The sequence below is a fragment of the Pseudoalteromonas sp. HF66 genome (genome assembly GCF_011806445.1).
Taxonomy (GTDB): domain Bacteria; phylum Pseudomonadota; class Gammaproteobacteria; order Enterobacterales; family Alteromonadaceae; genus Pseudoalteromonas; species Pseudoalteromonas apostichopi.
Map to the genome: position 1 here is coordinate 17,502 of NZ_JAATOU010000012.1, position 20,667 is coordinate 38,168.

The window sequence follows — 20,667 nt, forward strand, 5'->3', positions numbered from 1 at the left end:
AAAAACAAATACTGTATATAAAAACAGTAAAGTGAAGGTTTTTACAATGTGAAAGTATTATCTAGCTAGAATGAAACATAACCCCACTTAGCAAAATAGGGTTATGTCATAGATTGTTTGTCAAACTACTGAAATTTGTATGCGAAAGTGATGCCCCATGACGCTTTAAATTGTTCTTCTGTTAAAGCTGAACTGTCAATAGCATTTTCACCTACATCTTGCCCCTCTTTATAGACACCTTTAAGAACATCGAATTGTGTCATCACAACACCCAAGTTTAGAATAAAGTTATCTGCAAAAACTAAACTTGGTCCAGCAAGTACTAGGATTGATTCTTGCGATACCCCCAATCCTGCTGAGATTGCGATTTCAAAATTTGAATTTTTAATGTCATAAACAGGATAGCTAAATAGTGCTGTTGCAGCATAGTTCCAGTCAGGTTCACTACCTTGTTTTTGGATAATATATGAGTCACTGCCTGACTCTGGAGTGAAATATCTGTCATCTTTACTTGCTATGAACGTAAAGCCTGCGTGTACATACCAATCTTGGATATCTGATTTATATTCGTAAACAGATAAAACCTTCCCCTCTTTTTTTATAGTAAAAGTATAATCACTACCAAAATTCAAAATGTAACTATTATCTTTCGACTGTGTACTAAGGAGATCCTTTTTCATTTTATTAACACAATTAGAAAAAGTCGGGTCGCCAAGTTTCCCTTCAATCAGACCTACAGCTTTCTTTATATCTGACTCTGTTACTGCACTACTTAATTGTGACTGAAGAGTATCATAAGGATGGCATTTACTTTTTTGGCCTGCTTGGCCATCGCTCATTGATTTAGTTCCTTTAACACTTGTTATAGCAGGAAATCCAGCTCTTTCCGACTCAACGATAGTCCTTACTATGTTGTACTTATCTTTATCATTTGGAACGATATTATGAAGCTCAATGTTAATTGTCATATCTTTATTAAACTTCAATGTCTTTTCTTCATACTCAGAAGTGTCAACTATTACGTCTTCATTTGCCAAGCTAATAAATGGCAAAACCACAATTAAGCAAAAAAATATGTGTTTGCTATTCATGCTATAAATCCCTTTACGCATGTTAATTAATTATTAACATTAGCAGCTTTTTTAGAGCTGTAAAGTATCTAAATCACACCTTAGTAATTTTTAATGAAATAGAAATAAGATATTTTTTCTTATGTATTTTTCTTAAATCACTTTCACCTAGTCTATATTTTTTCATTTGTAATAAGCACTCTAACCGCTTGATTTTGCGAAACTATAAAAATGAGAAAAAATGCCTTTTTCACTGTGTAAAAAAACAGTAGTTATTTTATATTTGTGTATTAATTCAGTAGGTTAACTTGGTTTTGAAGAAAATCATGGGGTGTCAGGGGTCGCAGGTTCAAATCCTGCTATGCCGACCATTTTTCTACACTCTATTCAATAAGTTAATTAACTTACCTATTTACTTTATCGCACCTAAACTCTACATTCTTTTATTTATATCGCACATTTATCGCACCATATTAATCTAAAATTATTTTCTCATTTTTAGGTTTGATTAGGTGTTGATTGGGGGGGATATATAGGAAGACAGCTAATGGCACCTTTGTTACCTTCCTCACGATAGAATTTATAAAAAGCTTTTCAGAAAAAAAATTTGTAATAGACGGTCAATGAACTGTAGCACCTTATATCTGAGCTTATGCTTTTAAAAATTAGGATAGAACTGCTCCTAACTGATAGGTTTGAACGAGAAGCAGACAGCCACTCTAACACGCCTTTGGACAAAATCGACTTAACGTAAATGCTCTACAATCCTACTTCCAGGTAACTTTTTGTATCCAAAAAGGTCGAAGACTACCTTTATTAGCGGTGGTCGCGATGGAAGTTCTAGGCATAAATAGCTTTATAACTTTGAATACCTTTAAATGGTTTTACACACATTGGAGTGAGTTTTATCCAGTTGGCTAGTTCTGCTTCGTTACAGAACCTATAAATTATGGATTTAAAGGAATAGTTGTATTTGTCAATTTAGCCAACAATCCACCAACTCGTATGCGCATCTCACGCCTATCCATAATAATATCTATAGCGCCATGATCTAAGAGAAACTCACTTCGCTGAAAGCCCTCGGGTAATTTCTCCCGAACGGTTTGTTCTATCACACGACGTCCAGCAAAGCCGATAATTGCCTTCGGTTCGCCAATATTAATATCCCCTAGCATGGCTAGACTCGCCGAAACGCCACCCAGTGTTTGGTCTGTTAATACAGAAATATATGGTAACCCTTTACTGGATAAACGATTTAACGCAGCACTGGTTTTTGACATTTGCACTAACGATAACAGAGACTCTTGCATACGAGCGCCACCACTGGCTGAAAAGCAAACTAATCCACAATTTGCATCTACAGCAGCTTCAACGGCCTGAACAAAACGTGCACCTACAACGGAGCCCATCGAGCCTGCCATAAAAGAAAACTCGAATGCACAAGCAACAACAGGTAAGCCCATAAGTTTTCCTTTCATCGCTACTAATGCATCTTTTTCTCCAGTACTTTTCTGGGCTAGAGCTAGGCGTTCCTTGTAGCGTTTAAGGTCTTTAAAATTCAGAAAGTCTTTCGGTTCAAGCTCACTCGCAATTTCAATTCGCTCTCCTTTATCTAAAAAGCTGTCTAAGCGGCGGCATGCCGACATTCTCATATGATGATCGCATTTTGGGCATACCTCTAAATTTTCTTCGAGGGCAATGCGATATAAGATCTGATCACAGGATGGGCATTTTGTCCATATTCCTTGTGGAATCGAAGCTTTACGTGTACTGATTATATTCTTCTTATCTAACAGTTTTTCTAACCAACTCATCGGAAACCTTTGCATATAACTTTAATGATAAGCATTGTATAGAACTATTTTTGGTAATAAAGTGTACATTTTTGGTTTGATAATCCAACTTAATGGGATTAAAATATAATGCTTGATAAAATTGACCAGCAGTGACTAAAAAGTTTTCACTCTGTCTATGAGAATAATAGTTTTAAACGGGCTGCTGAATTTTTAAATTTGCCAACATCAAATGTCAGTCGTCATGTTGCTTTGTTGGAAGAACGACTAGATATACGACTATTCAACCGAACCACACGCCGAATCGCTCCAACAGATGCAGGAGAACACCTCTACTTACGCACACAGCCATTGTTTGACAAACTTAATGATGCTCTTGAGGAAGTCACACTGCACTCACATGAAGTCATTGGGCAGCTTAGAGTTTTAATGCCAGACTCGCCTGCTTTAGCTCAAGCAGTAGTGGCTTTTTGTACCAAGCATCCCTCAATTTCACTATGTTGCGATACAAGTATCAGCCCGAAAGATGATTTACTTGATGGGTTTGACATCATTTTAAGTTTTCACCGAGGAAAGCTAGAAGATAATAATTGGGTAGCTAAGGAGTTAAAACGTTGGCCGAGTACTATTGTGGCATCCCCAAAACTCTTAAAGTCCTATCCCAGACCTTTTCAGATTACCGACTTGAAGCACGTCCCGTGTATCAATACTTTTACTGCGTTAAATGGAGCACCTTGGATTTTCAAAAATACTAAAGGAGAGCTTATTACTCAAAAAGTACAATCTTCATTTAAGGTCAATAGCGGGCATCTTGCTAAATCTGGCACATTGGCAGCCTTGGGGTTTGCTATACTGCCAACCCAATCCTGTCGAAATGAGATAGATGCAGGTTATCTGGAAGTAGTGAAAATGGAATATGAGCCTGAAGATTTGGTTTTGTATGCCTTTTACTCTTCCAGAAAATATTTGGCAAAAAAGGTCTCAGTGTTTATTGAGCATTTAAAGCACCATGCAAATTTAGATAGAGGCTGATAAGTAGACAAAAGATATCAATAAAAAGATTTTCTGAACCACTTATTAGTGGAGGTGATTAGCTAAGCAAGTTTTTATGCAAAAGTAAGACTGCGGGGTGTACTAAAGAGGATGCACTAAATTGGGATGAATTGAGTACCAGCTTTCAACTAATAGCAAAAAATGTCTTTTAAAACTCAGTACTATGTTCTGCACTGAGTAACGACTCTATTAGGAAATAGGAATAAATGTTCCGACTAAGATCCGACTGACTTGAAGTTGGACAAAAATGAGTTAGAGATGAAGGAGAGGTGTGCTTACATTATGGATTCATATTCAGAAATTCCAATATACTCATCAAACTCTAGCTTTTCAGTGTCTGTTTTTAACCGAGAGCGGTTAACACGAATGGTAAATATAGCTTTGACTTTGCCATTATCATTAATCACCCAATCAAAAACATCATCGTGTTCAAAGCCTAACCTTTGCCCTACTTGATGCCACTTTTGTATTTCTTCTGGCACTTCGAAAAATGTACCAGAAAACAACTTTTCTTCTTCATGATAAAAGACATTCGTAAGCCACATAAATAAAAATTGGTCAGTATCAAGTTCTTCTGATAAATCAGGATATCTAAATCTCACTTCGCCATGTATGTTACGTTACGCTGTTCTCTTACATATCGTTCGAATTGATCAATCGTCTCGGCAACTAATGAGTGCGCCTTTTGTATTTCAGAGTCTTCACGGTTTATGTTTTTGAATAACGGTTCATCTGCCGTATTAGCTTGCACTGAAACACCTCCAAGCCCTTATGGCCAATAAATATTTTTTCAAATTAACACCAATGCCCAAGACACACCTAACAGCTTATTAGTGCGCATTTCGATTTAAGGAAGTTATCCACAACCTAATATTTGCACGCTAATAAATTATTAATTTAATATTTCAGTAGGTTTTTGCCCTATCAATGTAAAATTGGATTTAGATAAACGAGCCATCGCTTAATCGCGCCATTAGAGGACCGTTATGTAATTTTCAATTTTTAGCATTAAATATCAATCAGTTGTTTTTTACATCTATATAATCGAGCCAAATAAGAATTCACATAACGTGCCATATTCATGAATAAAAGTGAGTCATCGTCATGCAATGTGTTTATTGACGTTAGTTTTATCAATGACCGCTGTTCGCTCTTTTGAGGCATTCGCCTAAACACGTTTTGGTGCAATGAGCACCTTCCTTACATTCTAGTTAAATGGGTAATGAGCTATCAAAGAGCTTTGTCATTTCAGAAGAGACTCAAAACTGTCTGTAGTGACAGTAGTAATCCTTTTGCAAACTAGTCTTTTCATAAATACCTCAGCCAGATACTTTTCAATACTTAAGTTTTAATAAAACAAGACGATATAACGAAGGTACTAATGGCTCAGTGAAATAAGAGTAAATACTTGACATTCATTTCTAACATGATCAAAGTCTTCCATTTTACGTATACTAGAACTTTCATGATACTTAGCTAGATTTAAATGTAGCACGAACTTTTTCGGTTTTATATTAAAGGTCATAAATATGCGCTCACTCCACACTGTAATTGCAATAACAAGCACTGCTCTCTCAGTTATATTTGCAATCTTCTATCCCATGTTGTGGTTGCTTGTGGGCTTACTGTGCGTGAACTTGTATCTGCAGAGGAAAGAATTAGTTACCAATCGTGAAAGAACACAATTTTACGAACAAATTATTGATGCAGTCCCATTACCTTTGTCAGTGACCGACATGGAGATGTCTTGGACGTTTGTCAATAAAGCTGCAACAGGTCCTCTAGGTGTTAACAGAGAAGATGTTTTAGGCAAGCATTGCTCTAATTGGGGGGCGAATATTTGCGGAACAAATGAGTGTGGGGTCCATTGTTTACGTAACAACAACCCTGTTACTTTTTTCAATCAGTGGGGAAAAAACTTTAGGGTAGATACAAGTTACATCGTCGACACACAAGGTAAGAGAAACGGCCATATTGAAGTTGTGCAAGATATTACAGAGAAAGTGGCGCTACAGAATGTTTATTATGAAGTGGAATCGCTATGTGGAAACTTAGTGAGTGGAGCAAATAATCTAAAAGATGCAAGTCATGGATTAACAGTTAGTGCTTCACAGCAGGCTGAGGCATTAACACAAATAAACACCTCTACCGAGGAAGTATTGCGAGAAGCAGAAAAAACGGCACAAAGTGCTCAGACAACACTGCGCAAAGCAAAAGTATCCGAGCAAGCCTCTTCTGAAACCGTTGAGCAAATGACAAAGCTTAAAGAAATCGTTTCTGAAATAAATGCATCTAGCGAATCCATCAGCAATATTATCCACGTTATAGAAGATATTGCCTCGCAAACCAATTTACTAGCGCTAAATGCTTCAATTGAAGCAGCAAGGGCAGGAGAAACCGGTAGGGGGTTTGCGGTGGTTGCGGATGAAGTGAGAGCGTTAGCTGGCAGAAGTACACAAGCGGCTAGTGAATCGGCAGAGTTTCTTGAACGCTCAGTAACTGCCGTTGCTGAAGCCAACAAAATTGCCGATGTAAATTCTGAATTGATGGAAAAAGTGTTGTCAGAAGTGCATGACATCACTAGAGACTTGAATGTATTTGACCAATCTTCACATCAACAGGTTGAGTACCTGAATGAAATTTATAGAAATGTATCCGAGATAGAACAGTCTATTCATACCTCGGCAACGTCTGCTGAAGAGACTTCGGCAACGTCAACCGAATTGAGTAAGCTTGCAGACTCACTAAATGCACAACTCTCTTTTATTAAGGATATAGACGGATTGTTTGATAAGACCAGTCATAATAAAAAAGATGAAATTGAAGTGGTTAATATTCCATAGTATATAAATTATTGAACCAATAAGGAATTGGTAAAGCTTGGGGTGTGATATGGCTTAATGTGCTTTTGATTGATAAAAAAGGCATCCCAGCCAATGGTACACAGCAACATGTGTTAGAATGAGTTAGATTATAACAAACCACTTTGTGATTTTTGACTTTTAATACAATTATCTTAACAATTAGGGGTGAATTTAAAAACTTTTGTCTCATTAAGGTGTAATAGCTTATATCTGACCTTATAGATTAGATGAACAGGTTTACACTACAAATGACAGACTCTCATGAACGAGTTGCAGATAATCCCTCTAACTTGTTTCTGGACAAAAATGAGTTACGCCTCAGGTTCCGCTCATGAAATTTCGCGACTTTCAAGTTTGATTAAGTTCTATTAATTGGACTTCCCTGTGTATTGCGCACATCCAAATTTGTAAAACTCTGGAAACCCACACTGCCTTTTACTTTAAAAGGTTTTTCAAACCCTCAAAAATAACTAATCAATTTGGGCTTTCTGAGGGCTAAAAATTTTTCTGAACTTTCTTCTTTCCATACATCAATTTATATAAATGCTGTGAATAAAAATTATAATTTTTATATATATCAGTTGTATAAAAATAAATTCGTACTAACCTTAAAAGGTACATACATGATAATGGAATATTTATGAGTGGACTTCATACCACCGTCAAGGTTGTAGGTTCAAAATGTAATTACGATTGTGAATATTGTTTTTACTTAGAGAAAGATACCCTTCTGAAATCTAATAAGTCGATGCAACAGGATACTCTCGAAGCATACGTACGTAATTACATTAATAGTCAAAACACACCCGAGGTTGAATTTGCTTGGCACGGCGGTGAACCCACATTAGTTGGGCTTAATTTTTTTGAAAAAGCTGTCGAATTTCAAAGAAAATATGCAGGCCAAAAAGTTATTAAAAACACCATCCAAACTAATGGCTCCAAATTGAATAGCGATTGGTGTCGTTTTTTTAGAGAAAATAACTTTCTTGTAGGAATTAGCTTAGATGGCCCCGAATGGCTACAAGCAAAATACCGTACTAAACAAGGTAAGAGCGTATTCAACGAGATCCTCAGTGCGATTAAGCTTTTACAGAAAATGAATGTGCAATACAACGTATTAGCTTGTGTTACTAAAGAGTATTGCCAACATGGTGAAGAAATTTATACCTTTTTTCGTAAGCATAAGATTAAACATATTCAGTTTTCCCCAGTTGTAGAATCACTACCCTCAAAAGATGAACAATCTCGAGGTCAGCACTTTGCCAGTAATCTCATTTTTTCTACTGCTAAATCCTACCAACAAAATAAATATAACCCACTTTCTTGGGCTGTAGATGCAAAGGAATACGGAAAGTTTCTTGTCGATATATTTAACCTTTGGATCAAAGAAGATGTAGGTGAGGTTTTTATTTTAAACTTTGAGCAGGCGTTAACTCAATATATTGGTAACCCCTCACCTAACTGTATTCACGCAAAAAATTGCGGCTCATCTTATGCAGTAGAGGCTAATGGCGACGTTTATTTTTGTGATCATGTTGCTTATCCCGAGTCAAAAATAGGTAATGTGATGACGAGTTCTTTTCAAGATATTGCTTCAAATAATAAAGATATTTTCAATAAAGAATCTCGTTTATCTGAACGATGTAAAAAATGTAATGTTCGTCAGTTATGTAATGGGGGTTGCCCTAAACATCGTTACCTTGCAGATACTGGCGAGTATGAGAATGTTCTGTGCGACGGGTATTTTCATTTTTTCAACTCAATCCAAAAGTATTTACATGCTATGACTCAATTACTGGCTAACGGTTACCCTGCTAGTTATGTCATGCAAGCATTAAATGGTCCGTTAATTCTGAAATCTTCTAACAATTAAAAGGGATAAAACTAAATGGATATAATTAAAAAATCAGTGGTTTTAACTAGCGCACTCACTCCATATATAGCCAGTGCTGACACACCTGATAGAACTCAGCTTCCAATTCCGGATGTAAGACCTCAAACTTACTCTCAATTAGATGTTAGAGATGTACAGCGACCAGATCCAACATCCCGTGTGAAAGCACCAGATGGAGCCCCCAATGTACTTGTAATATTACTCGATGATGTTGGTTTTAGTCAGTCATCACTGTTTGGTGGTGCTGTTGACATGCCAACGCTAAGTGCGCTGGCTAAACAAGGCTTAATGTATAACCAATTCCATACGACTGGCGTTAGCTCCGCTACGCGCACAGCAATATTAACAGGACGTAATCATCACCAAAATAACATGGGCTCTATTGCCGAGACGGCAACAGCTTTTCCTGGAAATACCGGTGTAAGACCTAATTACATCGCAGCATTACCTAAAATTTTGAAATACAACGGTTATAGCACGGCTATGTTTGGTAAAAACCATGAGATCCCAGCATGGGAAACAGGTCCAGCTGGGGTTCAAACCTTATGGCCGAAAGAAGTCGGGTTTGATAAGTTTTATGGCTTTTTTGGTGGGGAAACGGACCAGTATCAACCAGTATTAATTGATGGTATTACTCGCATAAAAACGCCACGTAAGAAAGATTATCACTTTACTGAGGATATGACAGACAAAACCATTGAATGGCTAAATTTAGAGCAAAGTTATAATGCCGATAAACCCTTCTTTATTTACTATGCGCCTGGCGCCGTACATGCGCCGCATCATGCTCCCAAAGAATGGATTGATAAGTACAAAGGTAAGTTCTCAATGGGCTGGGATAAATTGAGACAAGAAACATTTGAGCGACAAAAAGCAAATAACATTATTCCGAAAAATACGGTACTGCCGCCCATGCCAGATTTTGTTCCTAGATGGGATTCGCTCACTGCTGACGAAAAGCGTGTATTTGAACGACAAATGGAAGTATATGCTGGCTATTTAGCACATACGGATCATGAAATAGGTCGAGTTGTTGAAACACTTAAGAAAAATGGCGAGTTCGACAACACCCTAATTTTCTACATCGTAGGGGACAATGGAGCAAGTGCAGAGGGGAATAGAAATGGTAGCTTCAACTCGCTAGCTTTCTATAATGGCATTGACGAACCGTCTTCATATGCTCTGGAAAATATCGAAAAACTCGGTGGGCCAGAAAGTTTTCCACATTACGCTTCAGGTTGGGCTGTCGCTGGTGATTCGCCTTTTGTATGGACTAAGGGCATGGCATCAGATTATGGCGGTACACGAAACGCCATGGTAGTAAGTTGGCCTCATGGCATTAAAAAGAATGGTCAAAACATCCGTAGCCAGTGGTCACATGTCGTTGATATCGCTCCGACAGTATTAGAAACAGCTAAACTTCCTTTTCCTAAGAAAGTCGAAGGTATTAAGCAAATCCCTATGGCTGGGGTGAGTTTTGCGCAATCATTTAACAACCCCGATGCAGAAACAGATCACAAAGTTCAATACTTTGAGCTTGCTGGTAATCGAGCTATTTACAAAGATGGCTGGTTAGCAAGGGTTACACATTGGGCATTAACCGAATCATCAGCGAACTTCACTACCTTGCAAAAAGATGAGTGGGAGTTGTTTGACACCACACAGGATTGGTCTCTTTCTAACAATTTAGCTGATAAGTACCCCAAGAAACTCAAAGAAATGAAAAAGCTTTTCGATAAAGAAGCACAAGAGAATCATGTTTACCCAATTGATGACCGCACGCTTGAGCGTATGAATGCAGAAATAGCTGGCCGACCCGATGCGATGTTTGGTAAACAGAGTTTGACTTTATATGAAGGGGCTAAAGGTATTCCTGAAAACTCTTTTTTAAATATCAAAAATAAATCTTTTGATTTAGTTGCAAAAGTCATTACTGATGATGTGAAAAACACCAATGGTGTTGTTATTGCACAAGGCGGTAACTTCGCTGGTTGGACTTTATTTGTTAAAAACGGAGTACCAACATTCGAGTATAATTGGTTGACGTATGAGTATACTAAAGTCTCTGGTTCGGAACTCAAAAAAGGTGAAAATGAGATCAAAGTTGAGTTTCGTTATGATGAAGATGGCAAAGGGGGTAAAGGGAACGCCGCAGGTTTAGGAAAAGGTGGTAATGTATACTTATACGTTAACGGCAAACTTGCAGCTAAAAAGCTGATCCCAAATACAATTGCCAGCTTATTCTCACTTGATGATGGTGTGGGTATTGGTGAAGATGAGGGTGGTGCCGTAAGTCTTGACTATGAAGCCCCTTTTACTTTTAACAAAAAAATAGAACAGGTAACGACTTCTATTGTTCAATAGATAAGATGCAATAGATAAAGGTTAACTCTAAGAGTCCCGCATTTCATTTGCGGGACTTTTGATTAACCTACTTTGATATATTATCTACTCTTCTGCCGCTTAAACTCTTCAAAAATACTGTTTACATTCACTTTTGCGCCTAGCTTTGCAGCGATTAAAAACAGGCCTGCGAGTTTTCTGTGAACAAATAAGGCATCTACAGGGGGCGCGTGCCAGTCCTCAGAGGCTGTACTCATTTTTATGCCGAGTTCTTTAATACGTTTTGGTAAGTCGCTATTTGCAAAATCATACTCACCTTGATGGCGCAGTGGCTCGCAGGCAAGTAGAAATATCTCGACAACATTATCTATATATTCTTGAGCTAGCCCTTGTTGAAAATAGCCAATATGCTGTGCAGCTGTTGCAACTCCTGCTCTGTCATTATTTATTGCAGCAGATAATAACTGTAAGTAGCCATCACTAATATGCTGAGGTAGCTCACGGGTAGCGCCAAAGTCTAAAAGCACTAAGCGTTGATTGTCGATTTGATATTGATAGTTGGCAAAGTTTGGATCTGTTTGAACTAGTTTAAAGCTAAATAATTCACGTAAAAATAGGCTTAGTAACTGTTCAACCGCTTTATTACGTAGCGCTTGCTCTGTGGTTGCCAGTTCATCTAGCTCTTGTCCTTCAACAAAGCTCATGACTAACACTTGAGAAGAACTAAGCGAATCTACCACATTTGGAATAAGGTAATTGTCGTCACCCTTTAAACACTCGCTGTAGCGTTTTAAATAATTAGCTTCTAATTCGTAGTCAGCTTCGTTTATAAGCTGTTGTTTTGCTTCATCGATAAGAGGCTGTATTTCTACCTCTTTGGGTAATAAGCCACTGAGCTTAAGAAGGTAAGCTAAGTTATCAACATCACTGGCGATACCTTTTGCAATACCTGGGTATTGAACTTTAACTGCTAGTTTTTCGCCCGATTCTCGGTAAGCAATATGCACTTGCCCTATCGATGCTGCAGCAAATGGTCTGAGTTCAAAGTGCGATAAGTGCTCTAGCCATGCATTGCCCCAATGCTCACGCATTACTTTAACTAGCTGCTTTTGCGGCATAGCTGTCGCCTCTGCACGCAGCCTTGCTAAGATTGCAGATAGCTCAGGTGTAAGTAATTCGCCACTGTCCATAGACAGTAGCTGCCCCAATTTCATTGCTGCGCCACGCAGGTTTGCAAGTTGCTCTGCAAAGCGTTGAATATTTTTTGGCTGTAACAATAACTCTTGTCGTGATGTTTGCTTACCCATAGCCCATGCTTTTGTGCCTTCAAACAACATATTACCCGCGACTTTACCAGCTAAAGAACCAAGCCGAGCAGCGCGTGAAAACCGTGATGTTGGCACAGACTTTTGTTTATTACTCATATTGCTTCACACTATTAACTTAATGCTTTGAATACGTTGATTGTCGAGGTTTAGATCGACTTTAGCTTAATCGCTTTACTCTCTTTTGTTCTATTTAATTTAGCCAACAAAAAAGCCGCATGGTTTCCCGATGCGGCTTTAAAGCTCAGAATAATTAAAGTTATTTAATAACTTCTAAGCCACCCATATATGGGCGTAATACTTCTGGAACAACAATCGAGCCGTCAGCTTGTTGGTAGTTCTCTAAGATTGCTACAAGTGTACGACCAACCGCTAAACCTGAACCGTTTAGTGTGTGTAGTAACTCTGGCTTTTTCTCGCCTTGACGACGGAAACGCGCTTGCATACGACGCGCTTGGAAATCAACCATGTTTGAACATGATGAGATTTCACGATAGGTGTTTTGTGCAGGTAACCAAACTTCTAAATCGTAAGTTTTTGCTGCGCCAAAGCCCATATCACCCGTACATAAAATTACTTTACGGTAAGGAAGCTCTAATGCTTGTAAGATTTGCTCAGCGTGACCTGTTAGTTCTTCTAGTGCTTGCATTGAATCTTCTGGTTTTACAAGTTGTACTAATTCAACTTTGTCGAATTGGTGTTGACGAATAAGACCACGTGTATCACGACCATAGCTACCAGCTTCACTACGGAAACATGGTGTGTGAGCAGTTAAGCGAATTGGTAAATCGCTTTCGTCGTAGATTTCGTCACGGGCACTATTTGTAAGCGGTACTTCAGCAGTTGGAATTAAGCTAAAACCAGGTTGTTGCTGACCGTCGTCATCCACTAAACCTAATGTATGGAATAAGTCACCGGCAAACTTAGGTAATTGGCTTGTACCGTATAAGCTTGCGCTATTTACTAGGTAAGGCACATACATTTCTGTGTAGCCATTTTGCTCTGTGTGCGTATCAAGCATAAACTGAGTAAGAGCACGGTGCATACGGGCCACTTGGCCGCGCATAACAGTAAAACGTGCGCCACTGATTTTAACACCCATTTCAAAGTCTAGGCCGTTTACGTCTTGACCAACATCTACGTGATCTTTTACTTCAAAATCATATGACTTAGGCGTGCCCCACGTTAAAATTTCAACGTTTTGCTCTTCGTCTTCACCAACTGGCACAGACTCATCAGGTAAGTTTGGAATAGCTAGCGCGATTTGCTTAAGCTCTTCTAATACAGCGTCTTGCTCTGCTTTAACGCTGTCTAGTTGGTCACCAAGAGTACTTACTGAATCAAGCAACTGTTGTGCTTTCTCGTGCTCGCCTTTCGCTTTTGCTTGGCCGATAGCTTTGGAACTTGCATTACGCTCGCTTTGAAGTTCTTGCGTTTTTACTTGTAATGTTTTGCGTTTTTCTTCAAGTGCAGTTACCGCTGCAATATCAAGTTCGAAACCACGTGTTGCTAAACGTGCAGCCGCTTGTTCGATATCTTGACGTAAATATTTAGAATCTAACATGTTTGATTTTTAACCTTTTTGCATTACCAGCTGAAGGCCCAGCCAAGCCATAAATATACACACCACCACGTTTAAGGTGATATTGAGGGCCATTTTAAAAAAGTGACCTTGTTGCATTAGCAACAACGAATCCATTGAGAATGTTGAAAAGGTGGTCAATGCACCTAAAAAGCCAATACCAATTAAGGTTTTAGCGGGGCTAACAGCGATTATTTCTTTTTCAATCAAGCCGTATAATATGCCCATTAACAATGAACCAAGAATATTAACTGTCAACGTGCCAAAAGGGAATCCCCTACCGAGCAGTTTTAGCATGGTTTCGCTAAGAAAATAGCGCAAACACGCCCCAGAAGCACCACCCATTGCAATCATCATGTAAAGTTTCAAACTATTCATAACGTTTAATATCACTTTGCTCGTTGCGCTGGGTTAAATATTCCAGCTTTTGTTTTATTTTTTGTTCAAGCCCGCGATCTGTTGGGAAGTAATACTGACGATCATGAATTGCTTCTGGGAAATACTTCTCGCCAGCAGCAAATGCGCCTTCTTCATTGTGTGCATAACGATACTCTGCACCATAGCCTAAATCTTTCATTAGACTTGTTGGCGCATTACGTAAATGCTCTGGCACAGGATAACTCGGTTCATTTTTAGCATCTTGCATTGCTTGATTAAACGCCATATACACCGCGTTACTTTTCGGTGCGCTGGCTAAGTAAATGGTGGCCTGAGCTATAGCGCGCTCACCTTCACTTGGACCAACACGTTGAAAAATATCCCATGCATTTAGTGCTACTTCCATTGCACGTGGGTCGGCATTGCCGATATCCTCTGTGGCAATCGCTAATAAACGCCTAGCCACATAAAGCGGGTCGCCGCCACCTGCTAAAATTCGGCAGTACCAATATAAGGCGCCATCAGGAGAACTACCACGCACCGATTTATGAAACGCTGAAATTAAGTCGTAGAACTCATCGCCGCCTTTGTCGTACTTGGCTAAGTGAGTTGGTAGAACTTGGCTTAAAACATGTTGATCAACAAGGTATTTGCCCTGCTGCTCAGTGGTTAAATCAACAGCTTGTTCTAGTAAGTTAAGCACTTTACGAGCATCGCCATCACTTGCTTGGCAAAGTGCTTGTTTGGCGTTATCGGCAATTTCAATGTGTTTTTGGCTTAGCTCAACGTCTTCGCGTAAAGCGCGCTCAATCACAGTAAATAAATCGGCTTGCTTAAGTGCTTTTAATACATAAACACGGGCACGAGAAAGTATTGCGTTATTAAGTGCAAATGATGGGTTTTCGGTGGTCGCGCCAACAAAAATAAAAGTACCATCTTCAATATGTGGTAAGAATGCATCTTGCTGAGATTTATTAAAGCGATGCACTTCGTCGACAAACAGTAAGGTGCGTTGTCCTCGCCCTGCAAGATTTGCTTTTGCTTCGCTTACCGCTTCACGAATGTCTTTGACACCTGCTGTGACCGCCGACATTTGAATAAGGCTTGCATCGGCATGGTTCGCAATAATTTGCGCTAACGTAGTTTTACCAACGCCTGGCGGCCCCCACAAAATGAGGCTGTGGCATCGACCTGCAAGAATGGCTTGGTAAAGAGGTTTATCGGGGCTTAAAAGGTGCTGCTGACCTATGTAGTCATTGAGTGTTTCGGGTCGCATGCGCGCCGCAAGTGGGCGCACATCAGGACCAAAGTTAAATCCGAGATTACTCAAGCCTTAATCACCTTGGCTTTGGTCGTCAACTTCAACGCCCTCAGGAATGGTAAATTCAAAGGTTTGAGTTGCAAGTGCTTCGTTTACTTTAGCATCTTTAAAGGTAAATAAAGACTGCTGACCAGAGGTATCTAATACTGTCAGTGATGCTAGGCCTTGTTCTTTAGCATTAAAGCTAATGTCTAACTTTTCAACTTGGCTCTCAACGCCTTTGTTTGGTGTTACGCTAAAGCCTGCATCGGTTGCCACAACTTGGTATTTAGCCCACTGCTCAGGATCTTTAGAGGTCAACAATACAAACGGTGTTGAATCAATCAAGCTGTGGGTATTCATAATCGTTACTTGCTCAGCAAAGCTATCGAAGTAATAAGTTTTGTCGCCATTCGATACAAACAAGGTATCGTCTGGGCTTTGCTGTTGCCAGCGGATCATCATAGGTTGTTGAAGAGCAATATTCCCTTCACCTTGCATGATAGCTTCGCCTTGCGAATCGGTAACTTGCTGCGAAAACTCTGCTTTAAAACTTTTAATCGCAGCCAGTTGTTGTTGCAATGCTTCGCTGTCGTCTGCAAAACTTTGACCGCTTAATAAACAGCCCACAATTAGGGCTAGGTATTTAATCTTTTTCATTAATTTGCTCCACCATTTGGCACTAAGACCTCGCGGGCACCGTTATGTCCTGGTGCGCTAACAATGCCTGATGTTTCCATTTGTTCAACTAAACGAGCTGCGCGGTTATAACCTACACGAAGCTTACGCTGTACACTCGATACCGACACTTTGCCGGTTTCAATTACAAATGATACTGCTTCATCGTAAAGCGGATCTGACTCTTCATCACCGTCTTCACTGGTTTCTCCTGGTAGTAGAATTTCTTCTGTGGCATCGCCACTCAAAATTTCATCTATATAATTTGGTTTGCCACGTTTTTTCCAATCATCTACGACCGCATGAACTTCGTGGTCGTCAACAAACGCGCCATGCACACGCACTGGTACACTAGTACCTGGCGGTAAGTAAAGCATGTCACCCATACCAAGTAAGTTTTCAGCACCTTGCTGATCTAAAATGGTACGCGAATCAATTTTACTTGAAACTTGGAACGCCATACGTGTTGGAATATTCGCTTTAATCAAACCTGTAATAACGTCAACCGATGGGCGTTGTGTTGCTAACACTAAGTGAATACCTGCAGCACGGGCTTTTTGTGCGATACGTGCAATCAGCTCTTCCACTTTTTTACCCACGATCATCATCATGTCGGCAAATTCGTCAATAACCACCACAATACTTGGTAGTTTATCTAGCTCTTCAGGGCCATCGGCCATACCGTCGGTATCTTTAAACAGTGGATCTAGAATTGGTTGACCCGCTTCTTTGGCATCCAACACTTTTTGGTTGTAACCTTTTAAGTTACGCACCCCAAGTGCCGACATCAGCTTATAACGACGTTCCATTTCGCCTACACACCAACGCAATGCATTGGCTGCTTCTTTCATGTCAGTAACAACTTCACATAATAAATGTGGGATGCCTTCGTACACAGAAAGTTCAAGCATTTTCGGGTCGATCATGATCATACGAACATCATCAGGGCCCGATTTGTATAGTAAGCTTAATATCATTACATTAACGCCCACTGACTTACCTGAACCAGTTGTACCCGCAACAAGTAAATGTGGCATTTTGCCAAGGTCAGCACACACTGGCTCGCCAGCAATGTCTTTACCTAACACCATAGTCAGTGGTGATGGGTTTGATTCAAATTTAGGTGCGTTAATAACTTCACTTAAACGCACGATTTCACGATGTTTGTTAGGTAACTCTAAACCAACATAAGTTTTACCCGGAATAACTTCTACAACACGTACGCTTACTGCAGAGAGTGAACGCGCTAAATCTTTAGCTAAGCCAGTGATTTTAGCTACTTTAATACCCGGCGCTAAATCAAGCTCAAAACGCGTTACAACCGGACCTGGGTATACACCCACAACCGCAGCTTGGATGTTAAAATCAAGTAATTTGGTTTCAACTAAACGAGAAATACCATCTAATTCTTCTTGTGATAATGGGTTTTTCGCTTTATCTGGACGATCTAATAAATCCAGCGATGGTAACGGATTTACAGGCGGTTGCTCTTCGAGCAAGGCTTCGAATTTTTCTTTCGCTGTTGGTGGTGGCTGATACGCAGGTTTTGGTTTAGGCATTGGGCGAGCAGGCGAAACAACCGTTGTTACAGGCTTTTCTTGCTCTACTACAGGGCTCTGATCAAGCGCATTAAGTGCCGATACAGTATCGAATGATTCATCATCAAGAGCACTGAATCCAATTTCTTGGTCAAGAATATCATCAAGCTCATCAAAGCCTTTGAAGTCTTCATCTGCTTTTTCAGCAGACTTTTGCTGTTGCTTGGTCGCTTTTGGCTCATCTTCATCAGCATCATTGAAGCTAATAGCTGGCTCGTTTTCTGGTTCTACAAAGTTGGCGTCAGGCTCTGTGGTGGCGACATCTTTAACTGCTTCTTTTTCACGGTGCATCCAAGCAGAAAATTGCTCACGTAAAAAGTAGAATAATTTCATTACCCACTTGCCGACAAAATCGACAAATTGTACCCAAGAAATCCCCGTTAATAGGGTTAATCCAGCAAAGAAAAAGCACAGTAATAGAATCGAGGTGCCGGTAAAATTAAAGGTCGGCATCATTGCTGTTGCAATGACATCCCCTACTACCCCACCAGATGAGAAGTTATAAATATCGTCGAAGTTAATGCTGCTAATGGCAGTCGCTGAAGTAATAAACAGCGCAAAGCCAATGACACGTAAGGCAAGTGTGGTGTAATCAAGCTGAAAAATACGATGTGGCTGTTTAAACAATAAATAACCAAATAATTGAATAGCAACAGGGACTAAATAAGCAAGCCAGCCAAAAGTGAGTAATAGGATATCTGCAACCCAGGCCCCCGCAGTGCCGGTAATATTCTTAACATTAACAAATTCACCGGTTTGCGACCATGAAGGGTCGGCAGGATCAAAACTGATTAATGCACATAAAATAAATACTGCAGCAAAGGTGCTGATGATTAGCCCCGTTTCTAACAGTCTTTGAACACCATTTAGGCGCATAGCTCCCTATTCCTTATTATTCTTTACTGATCGATTAGCAGTGAAATACCTTAGCAGGAAATGCCGTTTGATGCACTTTATCTTAGCCTTGATGGACTGATAATGAACAAGTTTTTGTTACTCTATGTGTATTTTAACAGTTTAAGCAATATATGGGCGAATAATGACCCCTTCTTCACCTTTTACTTCTTCCATTACCACATACGTTCGGCTTTCACTGACATTAGGTAGTTTTAGTAGAATATCGCCTAGTACATTTCGATATTCCGACATATCATTTACCCGCGTTTTTAATAAAAAGTCGAAATTACCCGACACCAAGTGACATTCAATAATTTCGTCGTGCTTTTTAACAGCGGCGTTAAACTCTTCGAACACATCAGGTGATGTTTTGGTGATGGTCACTTCTACATAAACGGATAAACCCTGCCCAAGCTTAGCAGGATCTACTACCGCTTTATATCCGAGTATATACCCCTCCCTTTCAAGCTTTTTTACACGCTCTAAACACGGGGTGGCACTTAGCCCTACACGCCTTGCCAGCTCTACGTTAGAGATCCGACCATCGTGCTGTAATTCCATTAATATTTTACGGTCTATTCTGTCGAGTAATTGATGCATAAGCCAAACCAGAGTTTTGCACTGTTTTTAAGTTATTTTTAGATTATATCACTAGAAATGCATTAAAAAAAGGTGAGACACACTGGCTAGTCATGAATATAATAGTCAAAAATTTTATCCCGTTCTATTAAGGCGAAAAACTATGATTATTGGTGTACCTAAAGAAATCAAAAACCATGAATACCGTGTAGGTATGGTTCCTGCGAGTGTTCGTGAACTAGTAAACCATGGCCACCAAGTGTTTGTTGAGACTGATGCTGGTATGGGCATTGGCTTTACGAACGAAGATTATATTGCGGCTGGTGCTGAAATTTTACCAACAGCAGCAGACGTTTTTGCTAAAGCTGAAATGATCGTTAAAGTAAAAGAGCCACAAGCTGTTGAGCGTGCTATGTTACGCGAAGACCAAATTCTATTTACTTACCTTCACTTAGCACCGGATCTTCCACAAACTGAAGACCTTGTTAAAAGTGGCGCAGTATGTATCGCTTACGAAACAGTAACTGATTCACGTGGCGGTTTACCACTTCTAGCTCCTATGAGTGAAGTTGCAGGTCGTATGTCTATTCAAGCTGGTGCACAAGCGCTTGAAAAAGCAAACCACGGCCGTGGTATGTTACTTGGTGGTGTACCAGGTGTTGAGCCAGCTAAAGTAGTTGTTATCGGCGGCGGCATGGTTGGTCGTAGCGCAGCGCAAATGGCTGTTGGCCTAGGTGCTGATGTTGTTGTTCTTGACCGTAACATCGATGTATTACGTGCATTAGATGCGCAGTTCGGTAATAAAGTTAAAGCTATCTACTCTACAGCTGACGCGTTAGAAAAACACGTACTAGAAGCTGACCTTGTGATCGGTGGCGTATTAATCCCTGGTGCTGCAGCGCCTAAACTAGTAACGGCTGAGCACATCAAAGCAATGAAACCTGGTTCTGCAATCGTTGACGTTGCAATCGACCAAGGTGGTTGTATCGCAACTTCTAAAGCGACAACTCATGCTGATCCTACTTTCATCGTTGATGAAGTTGTTCACTACTGTGTTGCTAACATGCCAGGTGCTGTACCACGTACTTCGACGTTTGCACTTAACAACGCAACATTACCTTTCATCATCAACCTTGCTAACAAAGGCTACAAGAAAGCACTTCTTGACGATGCAAACTTCTTAAAAGGCTTAAACGTGATCAAAGGCCAAGTTACTTATAAAGAAGTAGCTGAAGCTTTCAACATGGAATATGTTGACCCACGTACAGCTGTTGAAAATGCTTAATTAGCATTGTGAAACAAAAAAAGCAGCG

General features: G+C 39.8%; 16 protein-coding genes and 2 pseudogenes. 7 read left to right on the forward strand and 11 right to left on the reverse strand.

Annotated features, from left to right (window positions below):
* Nucleotides 1-125: 125 nt before the first annotated feature.
* Together HCZ11_RS12760 and accD are read right to left on the reverse strand one after the other, a co-directional pair.
* A complete protein-coding gene (locus tag HCZ11_RS12760; RefSeq protein WP_167658585.1) occupies nt 126-1,091 on the reverse strand; it encodes a hypothetical protein in 966 nt (321 codons plus the stop codon).
* Nucleotides 1,092-2,017: 926 nt separating this feature from the next.
* Nucleotides 2,018-2,884, reverse strand: coding sequence for an acetyl-CoA carboxylase, carboxyltransferase subunit beta (gene accD / locus HCZ11_RS12765; protein ID WP_167658586.1), 867 nt, complete (start codon nt 2,882-2,884; stop codon nt 2,018-2,020).
* 147 nt (nt 2,885-3,031) lie between these two features.
* On the opposite strand from accD, the pseudogene HCZ11_RS19740 reads away from it, so the two are divergent.
* A pseudogene (locus HCZ11_RS19740) lies at nt 3,032-3,178 on the forward strand (LysR family transcriptional regulator); the annotation flags it as partial.
* Nucleotides 3,179-3,214: 36 nt separating this feature from the next.
* The gene (locus tag HCZ11_RS12770; protein ID WP_303048775.1) at nt 3,215-3,895 is read left to right on the forward strand and encodes a substrate binding domain-containing protein; all 681 of its coding nucleotides are present in this window, start codon (nt 3,215-3,217) and stop codon (nt 3,893-3,895) included.
* A gap of 296 nt (nt 3,896-4,191) precedes the next feature.
* Here HCZ11_RS12770 and HCZ11_RS12775 read toward each other — a convergent pair whose 3' ends face one another.
* On the reverse strand, nt 4,192-4,518 hold the full coding sequence (locus HCZ11_RS12775; protein WP_167658587.1) for a DUF2314 domain-containing protein: 327 nt from the start codon (nt 4,516-4,518) through the stop codon (nt 4,192-4,194).
* Nucleotides 4,515-4,667: a hypothetical protein gene (locus HCZ11_RS12780; RefSeq protein ID WP_167658588.1), complete on the reverse strand. Its 153-nt coding sequence runs from the start codon at nt 4,665-4,667 to the stop codon at nt 4,515-4,517. Before HCZ11_RS12780 ends, HCZ11_RS12775 begins: the two co-directional genes overlap by 4 nt.
* Before the next feature lie 850 nt (nt 4,668-5,517).
* On the opposite strand from HCZ11_RS12780, the pseudogene HCZ11_RS19670 reads away from it, so the two are divergent.
* The 4 genes and pseudogenes from HCZ11_RS19670 to HCZ11_RS12795 form a co-directional block, all read left to right on the forward strand.
* Nucleotides 5,518-5,919 (forward strand): annotated as a pseudogene (locus HCZ11_RS19670) (PAS domain S-box protein); the annotation flags it as partial.
* The gene (locus HCZ11_RS19675) at nt 5,920-6,759 is read left to right on the forward strand and encodes a methyl-accepting chemotaxis protein (RefSeq protein ID WP_368484052.1); all 840 of its coding nucleotides are present in this window, start codon (nt 5,920-5,922) and stop codon (nt 6,757-6,759) included. It abuts the pseudogene before it with no gap.
* A 661-nt stretch (nt 6,760-7,420) separates the two neighbouring features.
* Complete coding sequence (locus HCZ11_RS12790) at nt 7,421-8,653, forward strand: anaerobic sulfatase maturase (RefSeq protein ID WP_167658590.1); 1,233 nt, start codon at nt 7,421-7,423, stop codon at nt 8,651-8,653.
* Between the two features lie 15 nt (nt 8,654-8,668).
* On the forward strand, nt 8,669-11,038 hold the full coding sequence (locus HCZ11_RS12795; RefSeq protein ID WP_167658591.1) for an arylsulfatase: 2,370 nt from the start codon (nt 8,669-8,671) through the stop codon (nt 11,036-11,038).
* Between the two features lie 80 nt (nt 11,039-11,118).
* Here the strand turns inward: HCZ11_RS12795 and HCZ11_RS12800 are convergent, their stop codons facing one another.
* The 7 genes from HCZ11_RS12800 to lrp form a co-directional block, all read right to left on the reverse strand.
* Nucleotides 11,119-12,441 (reverse strand): AarF/ABC1/UbiB kinase family protein, encoded by a 1,323-nt coding sequence (locus tag HCZ11_RS12800; protein ID WP_167658592.1) that lies wholly within the window; start codon nt 12,439-12,441, stop codon nt 11,119-11,121.
* A 160-nt stretch (nt 12,442-12,601) separates the two neighbouring features.
* Entirely contained in the window at nt 12,602-13,906 is a 1,305-nt protein-coding gene (serS, locus tag HCZ11_RS12805) for a serine--tRNA ligase (protein ID WP_130051716.1), read from the reverse strand.
* 9 nt (nt 13,907-13,915) lie between these two features.
* The gene (gene crcB / locus HCZ11_RS12810; protein ID WP_130051717.1) at nt 13,916-14,302 is read right to left on the reverse strand and encodes a fluoride efflux transporter CrcB; all 387 of its coding nucleotides are present in this window, start codon (nt 14,300-14,302) and stop codon (nt 13,916-13,918) included.
* Entirely contained in the window at nt 14,295-15,632 is a 1,338-nt protein-coding gene (locus HCZ11_RS12815) for a replication-associated recombination protein A (RefSeq protein WP_167658593.1), read from the reverse strand. The genes crcB and HCZ11_RS12815 overlap by 8 nt, the downstream gene beginning before the upstream one ends.
* 3 nt (nt 15,633-15,635) lie before the next feature.
* Entirely contained in the window at nt 15,636-16,262 is a 627-nt protein-coding gene (gene lolA / locus HCZ11_RS12820; RefSeq protein ID WP_167658594.1) for an outer membrane lipoprotein chaperone LolA, read from the reverse strand.
* Nucleotides 16,262-18,754 (reverse strand): DNA translocase FtsK, encoded by a 2,493-nt coding sequence (locus HCZ11_RS12825; protein WP_130051720.1) that lies wholly within the window; start codon nt 18,752-18,754, stop codon nt 16,262-16,264. Before HCZ11_RS12825 ends, lolA begins: the two co-directional genes overlap by 1 nt.
* 141 nt (nt 18,755-18,895) lie before the next feature.
* Entirely contained in the window at nt 18,896-19,375 is a 480-nt protein-coding gene (gene lrp / locus HCZ11_RS12830; protein WP_130051721.1) for a leucine-responsive transcriptional regulator Lrp, read from the reverse strand.
* 142 nt (nt 19,376-19,517) lie between these two features.
* On the opposite strand from lrp, the gene ald reads away from it, so the two are divergent.
* Nucleotides 19,518-20,639 carry an alanine dehydrogenase gene (gene ald, locus HCZ11_RS12835; protein WP_130051722.1) on the forward strand — a complete coding sequence of 374 codons (1,122 nt, stop codon included), beginning with the start codon at nt 19,518-19,520 and terminating at the stop codon, nt 20,637-20,639.
* The last annotated feature ends 28 nt before the right edge of the window (nt 20,640-20,667 follow it).